Annotated in this window: 4 protein-coding genes and 1 pseudogene; all 5 read right to left on the bottom strand. The window is 65.4% G+C overall.

Annotated features, from left to right (window positions below; genetic code table 11):
* The coding region (locus ACTG4J_RS05450) for a M24B family metallopeptidase (protein ID WP_439137760.1) at window positions 1-1,530 on the bottom strand (1,530 nt) is incomplete at its 3' end.
* 109 nt (window positions 1,531-1,639) lie between these two features.
* On the bottom strand, window positions 1,640-3,517 hold the full coding sequence (gene cobT / locus ACTG4J_RS05445) for a cobaltochelatase subunit CobT (RefSeq protein WP_439137758.1): 1,878 nt from the start codon (window positions 3,515-3,517) through the stop codon (window positions 1,640-1,642).
* A 59-nt stretch (window positions 3,518-3,576) separates the two neighbouring features.
* Entirely contained in the window at window positions 3,577-4,515 is a 939-nt protein-coding gene (locus tag ACTG4J_RS05440; protein ID WP_439137756.1) for a threonine/serine dehydratase, read from the bottom strand.
* Between the two features lie 54 nt (window positions 4,516-4,569).
* The gene (locus tag ACTG4J_RS05435; RefSeq protein WP_439137754.1) at window positions 4,570-5,007 is read right to left on the bottom strand and encodes a thermonuclease family protein; all 438 of its coding nucleotides are present in this window, start codon (window positions 5,005-5,007) and stop codon (window positions 4,570-4,572) included.
* 78 nt (window positions 5,008-5,085) lie between these two features.
* A pseudogene (locus ACTG4J_RS05430) lies at window positions 5,086-5,199 on the bottom strand (cobaltochelatase subunit CobS); the annotation flags it as partial.

The raw sequence follows: 5,199 nt of genomic DNA, 5'->3' as shown, positions 1-5,199 counted from the left end.
ATAGCCGGGCTCGTTGGACAAGATCATGCCGGGTTCCAAGGGATTGGTCGAAACGCGGCTGAGGCGTTGGGGCCCTTCATGCACGCCGAGGTAGACGCCCACCCCATGGCCCGTGCCATGATCGAAATCACGCCCCGCGGCCCAAAGCGGCGCGCGTGCCAAGGCATCGAGATGCGCGCCCGCCACCCCCTTGGGAAAACGCGCGCGGTGAATGGCGATCATGCCTTGCAGAACTTGGGTGAAGGCCGCGCGCGCGGTGTCGGGGGCGCTGTCGCCCACGGCGAGCGTGCGGGTGATATCGGTGGTGCCATCTTCATATTGCCCACCGCTGTCGATCAAGAACAGCGATCCGGGCCTGACCGGTGCATTGCTGGCCTCGGTGACGCGGTAATGCACGATGGCGCCATTTGCGCCTGCGCCAGCGATGGTGTCGAAGCTGATATCCTTGAGCGCACCGGTGTCGCGACGAAACCCTTCCAGCGCGCGGACGCAATCGATCTCGGTCAAGGCCGCTTTGGGGGCTTCTTGGTCGAACCAGCACAAGAAGCGTGCCATCGCCGCACCGTCGCGTAGATGCGCCGCGGTTGTGGCTTTGATCTCGGCGGGATGTTTGCGCGCCTTGGGCAAAAGGCAGGGGTCGGCGGCCTCGACGATCTGGGCGGCACTTGCGGCGAGGATGGACTTGGCGGCTTGTGGCGCCGTGGCGGGATCGATCCGAAAGCGGCCCTGCGCGTCCGCCAGCATCGGCGCGAGTGCTGCGGGCGGATGCAGCGTTACCGCTTGCGGCAGGGCAACATCCGCCAGCTTTTGCAACGCGACAAACAAGGCGAGCCGCCCATCGCGGCCGATCACGCCCATCGCATGCAAAAGCGGCGTATGCCCCACATCGCCACCGCGCAGATTCAACAGCCAGCATAGGCTGTCGGGCTGGGTGATCAGCGCCGCGTCCTCACCCGCCTTGGCCAGCATATCGGCGATCTGGCTCAGTTTCTCTTCCGCCGAGCGCCCGGCATAGCGCAGCGGCCAAGGCTTGGCAGGGGCCATCGGCGGGTCGGGGCGATCGGTCCAGATCATGTCGACAAGGTTGTCCGCCGGCTGCAAGCGGATCTGTCGTGGCGACAATGCCTTGTCCAAGCGCGCGATTTCGGCTGCGCTGTGCAGCCATGGGTCATAGCCCAGCACGCCGCCTTGCGGCATGGCGTCGATCAGCCAGTCCTCAAGCGCCGTTTCGGGCCAATTCACTGGGTGGAACACCGCCATGTCCGATTGCGCCCTGACCTGCACCCGGTAGCGCCCATCGACGAAAATGCCCGCGCGATCGGCCAAGATCGCAGCAAATCCGGCCGAGCCCGTGAACCCCGTCAACCATGCCAGCCGCTCGTCGCAAGGGGCGACATACTCGCCCTGAAAGCGGTCGGCGCGTGGCACCAAGAAAGCGTCGATCCGCGCATCGCGCATCGCGCCGCGCAGCGCGGCCAAGCGTGGTGCGCCATCTTCGGGTCGTGTCTTTGCCTTGAAACTCTGAAACACGCACCGCCCCCCCTTCATCTTTCAAAAAATACGCAATCCCATCCGCGCAAACTGGCCCCGACGCCAACAGCGGGGGCCATGGAAAACCCGCGTTTCCAGCCCCGCCGCGCTAGCTGGCGCGGCGCATCCCCATGACGCGCGCGCGCGCGCGCGGGTCGCTGTCAAAGAGCCCTGCAAGCTGTTCGGTGATCGCGCCTGCCAATTGCTCGGCATCGGTGATAGTCACCGCGCGCTGGTAATAGCGCGTGACGTCATGGCCGATCCCGATGGCCAGCAATTCCACCGCGCGTCGGCGTTCGACCATGGCGATCACATCGCGCAGGTGTTTCTCGAGGTAATTGGCCGGGTTCACCGACAAGGTCGAATCGTCGACAGGCGCGCCATCGGAAATCACCATCAGGATCTTGCGCGCCTCAGAGCGTGCCAACATGCGCCGATGCGCCCATTCCAGCGCCTCGCCGTCGATATTCTCTTTCAGCAGGCCCTCTTTCATCATCAGGCCCAGATTGTCGCGCACCCGCCGCCACGGCGCATCGGCGGATTTATAAACGATATGGCGCAGATCGTTCAGGCGGCCGGGCTGGCCGGGCCGGCCTTGGGCCAGCCATTCCTCGCGCGCGCGTCCACCCTTCCATGCCTTGGTGGTAAAGCCCAAGATCTCGACCTTGACGCCGCAACGTTCCAGTGTGCGCGCCAGCACATCGGCACAGATCGCCGCAATCGAGATCGGCCGCCCGCGCATCGAGCCGGAATTGTCCAACAACAGCGTCACCACCGTGTCGCGGAACTCGGTATCCTTCTCGATCTTGAACGACAGCGGCGTGGTGGGGTTGGCCACCACGCGGGCCAGTCGCCCGGCATCGAGCATGCCTTCTTCAAGGTCGAATTCCCATGCGCGGTTCTGTTGCGCCTGCAAACGACGTTGCAGCTTGTTGGCAAGACGCGACACTGCACCCTTGAGCGGCTCGAGTTGCTGATCGAGATAGGCGCGCAGCCGCTCCAACTCTTGCGCCTCGGCCAGATCCTCGGCCGCGATCTCTTCGTCATGGGCGGTGGTAAAGACGATGTAGCCCGGATCAGCGTCCGAATGGGGCGGCGCGGGCGGCGGCTCTTTCGGGGCCTCGCCATCGGGCAGCTCTTGCTCTTCGGCTTCGTCCATATCGCCTTGGTCGTCCATCTCGACCTGGGCTTGGCTTTGATCTTGCTGCTGATCTTGGCTGCGCTCGGGATTGGCCTCGGCCTCTTCCTCTTGGCTGTCATCCTCGCCGGTCGAGTCGGGCTGGTCTTGTTCGTCGCTTTCTGCGCTGTCCTCGTCGGATTGGTCATCCATCTCGTCGGGGTCATCGCCCAACTGGTCACCATAGCCAAGATCGTCGATCACGCGCCGCGCGAAACGGGCAAATGCCGCCTGATCGCTCAGCACATCACCCAAATTCTCCAGCGTCCCGCCCGAGCGATCCTCGATAAATCCGCGCCACAGCTCCATCACATTGGCGGCCTCGGGCGGCAGGGGGCGGCCTGTGGCGAGATGACGGATCAGGTAGCCCGCCGCGGTCGCCAGCGGCGCGTCGGCGGCATCGCGGATCTCGCCATAGCCCTTGCGCCGCGCCTCGTTGGCGATCTTGGCGTCGATATTGCCGGCGGTGCCCGGCATGGCACGCGCGCCTACGGCTTCGCAGCGCGCGGTTTCCATCGCTTCCATCAAATCACGCGCCATCGGCCCGGGGGGGGTGTAGCGTGCCGCCGTAGACAGATCGTGATAACGGTGGCGCAGCGCCAGCGCATCCGCCGTGCCGCGCGCCAAGAGCACCTCGTCGCGTGTCATGCGGCGGCTGACTTGCGGCAGGCGCATGTTCTCGCCCGCGATCCCCGGCGGATCGACACTATAGGTGACCGCAAGATCGGGATCATCGGCCAGAACGCGCGTCGCATCGGCCAAGGCCTTCTTGAACGGGTCGGCCGGGTTATCTGTCGGGTGCTTTGCCATGGCCGGGAATGTGGCGCGAAGAGGGGGTAAGGGCAAGGGGCCTAAAGCGTCTTTGACCCTCAGCCAATGAACCAATCCGGCTCGGCATTGCCACCGCAGATCAGCACACAGACCCGCTCGCCCGGTTCAGGCACATAGGCCCCCGATGTCAGCGCGGCCAAGGCGACCGCCGCCCCCGGCTCGCCCGTCAGGCGCGTGGCCTCCCATAGCTGGCGGGCGGCGTCGAAAACCGCCGCGTCGCTCAACACGATGGCTTGGTCCACATGGTCGCGCGCGACCGCGTAGGACATCACCCCCAGCCTTGGCCCCCCAAGCGAGCTTGCCGCGATGCCGCTGGCCTGCACGCTGATCTCGGGGCCTTCGCGCAGGGAGCGCGCCAGCGTATTCGTCCCCTCGGTCTCGACCGAGATGACGCGCACCCGGTCGCGGAACCATGCGGCGACGCCCCCGATCAGCCCACCGCCGCCCGTGGCGACCAAGATCGTGTCGATCCCGCCCATCTGAGCCTCGATCTCGGCGGCGACAGTGCCTTGTCCCGCCAGCGTCGGGAAGGTGTCATAGGGGTGGACCGACAGCGCGCCGCTCTCCTCGGCATGGGCGGCATAGGCTGCCATGCAGGCCTCGACCGCGCCATCGGTCAAGATCACTTCGCCGCCGAACATCCGCATCCGACGGAGTTTTTCTTCCTTGGCGATGGCCTTTGGCACGAAGATGACCGCCCGGTGGCCCAGCGTGCTTGCCGCGTAAGCCACCGCAGCGCCGTGATTGCCGCCCGAGGCCGCGACCACCCCCGCAGGCGGCACGCCCGCCGACAGCATCGTGTTGAAGGCGCCGCGCACCTTGAACGAGCCGGTGATCTGCGTGTGTTCGAGCTTGAAGGTGACAGGGCAGGGCAGGGATAGCGCCGCACCCTCGACCTGCAAGATGGGGGTGTGGCGCACCCGGCCCTTGATCAGGGCGGCGGCGGCGGTGATGTCGTCAGGGGTAGGGTATGTCATGGACGCGACGATGGACCGGCGCCGGGGGGCGGTCAATCATCCTGAAGATATGGCTCAACCAAGCCTTGCGCACCAATCGGGGCGGCGGCCACGTTGATAGGGCAGGGCCAATCCCTCGGCGATCAGAGTGTCACCGACATCGCGCCCGTTGACCGCGATGTTGATCAAACGGCGGTCATACCGATCCCAACCGCCCAGCTCGACGGTGATCCCGGCCGGGGCGGTCAAAAGTGCGCGCAGCCGCCGCGTCGCTTCTTGACCCAGCAAAGCCTCGCGATCGCAGCGCGGCTGATGCGTTTCCGGGGTGTCGAAGCCCATCAATCTTGCGCGGAACTGGCCCGTTCCTAAGCAATCGAGGATGACCGTGTCGCCATCGACAACGCGCGCCACGACGCAAGGCGTCGACGCAGCCTCGGCCCGGTCGGCACCAAGAGCGACGATACCAAGGCCAAGGACCAGCCCAAGACGCAGAAAAGAGAAAAGTTCGCGCATGCCACCGGCATGGCGTCACGCGGCACCGCTGTCGAGGAAAAAATTAACCTTTGGTTAACCTTTCAGCCGCCAGCCGCTTCACGACATGGACATGCTGGCGGCACTCTCCGGCAATTCCTCGTCGAAGCAGCGCTGGTAGAACTCGGCGACCGTTTGCCGCTCCAGCTCGTCGCATTTGTTGAGGAAGGACAG

Source organism: Roseicyclus sp. (assembly GCF_965662675.1).
GTDB lineage: Bacteria > Pseudomonadota > Alphaproteobacteria > Rhodobacterales > Rhodobacteraceae > Roseicyclus.
This window is presented reverse-complemented; position numbering and strand designations above follow the sequence as displayed.